Source organism: Micromonospora sp. NPDC049799 (assembly GCF_040656655.1).
In the GTDB taxonomy this organism is placed as follows: Bacteria; Actinomycetota; Actinomycetes; order Mycobacteriales; family Micromonosporaceae; genus Micromonospora.
Map to the genome: position 1 here is coordinate 1 of NZ_JBFAMU010000538.1, position 3232 is coordinate 3232.

The following is a 3232-nucleotide window of genomic DNA, read 5'->3' on the forward strand; positions in this document are numbered from 1 at the left end:
GGGCGGGGCGCGGGGGGGCGCCCCCGGCCCGGAGCGTGGTGCGGGTCAGCGTTCGACGAGGGGGTCGTGGCCCAGGTCGAGCAGGGAGTGCCGCCACTCGTCGTCGGCGTTGCCACGCGGCGGCTTCGCGTCCATCAGCGACTCGATGCGATCGACCGCGTCCCGCATCACCTCGATGTCCTCCGGCGTGAGGTCCACCTTGCGCTTGGTCAGCACCTGGAGGATCTGCCGGCCGGGCTCGGGCAGGTCGAGGTCCGGGTTCGGGCCGAACGACTCCTCGCCGGAGCCCCGGGTCAGCAGCCACTGCCGCAACTGTGCGGACGGCACGTTCACCTGGGCGTGGAAGTCGTCCCAGAGCACGTCCACCTCGGCGTCGACTCGCTTCTCGCGTACCATCAGCCCTCCTCTCGCCGGCGGCGTTCGGACGCCGCCGGGTCCCGCTCGTCGGTCTGCTGGCCCGGGCCCTCCGGCGGCACCTGCACCCGGGCCGGGTTCGCCGTCGGCGGCGCCACGATCGGCTCGGTCCGTTCGGCGCTGTCCTGGGTTTCCTCGGGTTCGGTCATCTGCCCCTCCCGCGTCATCGGGGATGCGACGTGGACGCCGCCGTGTAGCCGCGCTCGCCCGCGGCGACGTCGAAGGCGAGCTGGCCGTCGCGGGCGTCCACGGTGACCTTCTGCCCCGGCGAGACGGCGGATTCGAGCAGCATCCGGGAGAGGTGGTTGTCCACCTCGCGCTGGATGACGCGGCGCAGCGGCCGGGCGCCGAACTCCGGCTGGTAGCCGTGCTCGGCCAGCCAGTCGGTCGCGGCCGCGGTGAACTCGACCTCGATGTCCTGGGCGTGCAGCCGGCGACGGGTCTCCTCCAGCAGCAGGCCGGTGATCTGGCGCAACTGCTCGGCCTCCAGCCGACGGAAGATGATCACCTCGTCGACCCGGTTGAGGAACTCGGGGCGGAAGTTCTCCTGGAGCCGGCGCATCAACCGCTCGCGCAACTCGTCGCTCTCCCCGCCGCCGCCCTCGCCGGCGCCGAAGCCGACCGCCCGCTGGGTGCCGGTGATCAGCTCCGAGCCGAGGTTGCTGGTCATGATGAGAACGGTGTTCTTGAAGTTGACCGTCCGGCCCTGACTGTCGGTGAGCCGCCCGTCGTCGAGCACCTGGAGCAGGATGTTGAACACGTCCGGGTGGGCCTTCTCGATCTCGTCCAGCAGCACCACCGCGTACGGGCGGCGGCGTACCGCCTCGGTGAGCTGCCCGGCCTCCTCGTAGCCGACGTACCCCGGGGGCGCGCCGACGAGGCGGCTGACCGTGTGCCGTTCCTGGAACTCGCTCATGTCCACCCGGACCATCCGGTCGGCCTCGCCGAAGAGCGCCTCGGCCAGGGCGCGGGCCAGCTCGGTCTTGCCGACGCCGGTCGGGCCGAGGAAGAGGAAGGAGCCCATCGGGCGGTTCGGGTCGGCCAGGCCGGTACGCGAGCGGCGTACCGCCTCGGCGACGGCGGTGACCGCGTCGTCCTGGCCCACCACCTTCTCGTGGAGGTGACCCTCCAGGCGCAGCAGCCGGTCCCGTTCCTCCTCGGAGAGCTGGCTGGCGGGGATGCCGGTGGCCCGGGACACCACCTCGGCGATCTCCTGCGGCCCGACCTGCGGCACCTGCGAAGAGTCGGGTCCGTCGCCCTGCGCCCGACGGATCTGCTCCTCCAGCTCGGCGAGCCGGTCCCGCAGGGAGGACGCCTTCTCGTACTGCTCGTCGGCGACGGCCTGCTCCTTGTCCCGGCGTACCTCGTCGAGCTGGTTCTCCAGCTCGCGCACGTCGGCGGCCGGGGTGCGGGTGCGCAGCCGGACCCGCGCGCCGGCCTGGTCGATCAGGTCGATGGCCTTGTCCGGCAGGAAGCGGTCGGTGATGTACCGGTCGGAGAGTTCGGCGGCGGCGACCAGCGCCTCGTCGGTGAACCGGACCTGGTGGTGGGCCTCGTAGCGGTCGCGCAGGCCGCGCAGGATCGCGACGGTGTCCTCGACGGTCGGCTCCGGCACGTACACCGGCTGGAACCGGCGGGCCAGGGCGGCGTCCTTCTCGATGCTGCGCCGGTACTCGTCCAGCGTGGTCGCGCCGATCACCCGCAGCTCACCCCGGGCCAGCGCCGGCTTGAGCATGTTGGAGGCGTCCATGCCGCCCTCGCTGCCCGCCCCACCCGCACCCACCAGCGTGTGGATCTCGTCCAGGAAGACGATCAGCTCCTCGCGGTGGGCGCGGATCTCCTCGATCACCTTCTTCAGGCGCTCCTCGAAGTCGCCGCGGTACCGGGTGCCGGCGACCAGCCCGGCCAGGTCGAGCTGGATGACCCGCTTGCCGAGCAGCGTCTGCGGCACGTCCCCGTCGCAGATCCGCTCGGCGAGACCTTCCACGATGGCCGTCTTGCCGACGCCCGCCTCACCGATGAGCACCGGGTTGTTCTTGGTGCGCCGGGACAGGATCTCCACGGCCTGCTCGATCTCGTCGGCGCGGCCGATCACCGGGTCGATCTGGTCCATGCGCGCCAGCTCGGTGAGGTCCTGCCCGTACTGGTCGAGGGTGGGGGTGCCCCGGTCCGGCTTCGGGCCGGTCATCGGCCCGCGCTCGGCGCTGGCCGCCTGCAGCGACTCGGGCTGGATACGGCCCGCGGCGAGCATCCGGCCGGCCGGCGACTCCGGGTTAAGTGGCAGGGCCATGAGGATGTGCTCGGGACCGATGTAGTTCGCACCCATGGCGCGGGACAGCTGGTGTGCGTCGAGCAGCGCCCGCTTGGCCGCCGGGGTGAGCGACAGGTTCGGCGGCACCTCCCCCCTCGGCGCGCCGTCGCCGCGACCGCCCAGGGCGTTGACGAGGGTGTCGGGGTCGGCACCCGCCCGACGGACCAGGTCGCGCAGCGGCTCCCGTTGCAGCGCCGCCCAGAGCAGGTGGTCGGTGTCCAGGTCGTTGCTCTGCTTCTGGGCCGCCCGCCGGGCCGCGTCGGCCAGCATCTCCCGGGCGTCGGCGGTCATCAGGCGCGTGATGTCGACCCGGTGCGCGGGCCGCCGGCCACCCTCACTCCGGCCGAAGTACCGGGCCAGGAACTCGTCCCACGGATCGGAGCCGAAGTCGCCGGGTCCCATCATGTCTGTCCTCCGCTGCTCGGGCGCGGCACGGTCGGCAGGGGCTACCCGGCGGTCGGCCCGACAAACGCCGTCGCGGCGCGCGGGGGGCGTGCGGTCCGGATC

The 3232-nt window shown here is 72.7% G+C and carries 3 protein-coding genes; all 3 read right to left on the bottom strand.

From position 1 onward, the window contains the following. Positions 1-45 precede the first annotated feature (45 nt). From AB0I76_RS25920 to AB0I76_RS25930, 3 genes are read right to left on the bottom strand one after another with little or no spacing between them, the layout of a single operon-like run. Positions 46-396, bottom strand: a complete 351-nt coding sequence (locus AB0I76_RS25920) for a DUF3140 domain-containing protein (RefSeq protein WP_357040535.1) — start codon at positions 394-396, stop codon at positions 46-48. Beyond that, positions 396-563 carry a hypothetical protein gene (locus tag AB0I76_RS25925; protein WP_357040538.1) on the bottom strand — a complete coding sequence of 56 codons (168 nt, stop codon included), beginning with the start codon at positions 561-563 and terminating at the stop codon, positions 396-398. The genes AB0I76_RS25920 and AB0I76_RS25925 overlap by 1 nt, the downstream gene beginning before the upstream one ends. A 14-nt stretch (positions 564-577) precedes the next feature. Beyond that, positions 578-3130 (bottom strand): ATP-dependent Clp protease ATP-binding subunit, encoded by a 2553-nt coding sequence (locus tag AB0I76_RS25930; RefSeq protein WP_357040541.1) that lies wholly within the window; start codon positions 3128-3130, stop codon positions 578-580. Between the last annotated feature and the right edge of the window lie 102 nt (positions 3131-3232).

Excerpts from the sequence above, each read along its gene's own strand:
- AB0I76_RS25930 (WP_357040541.1), bottom strand. The coding sequence starts at position 3,130 with ATGATGGGACCCGGCGACTTCGGCTCCGATCCGTGGGACGAGTTCCTG.
- AB0I76_RS25925 (WP_357040538.1), bottom strand. The coding sequence starts at position 563 with ATGACCGAACCCGAGGAAACCCAGGACAGCGCCGAACGGACCGAGCCG.
- AB0I76_RS25920 (WP_357040535.1), bottom strand. The coding sequence starts at position 396 with ATGGTACGCGAGAAGCGAGTCGACGCCGAGGTGGACGTGCTCTGGGAC.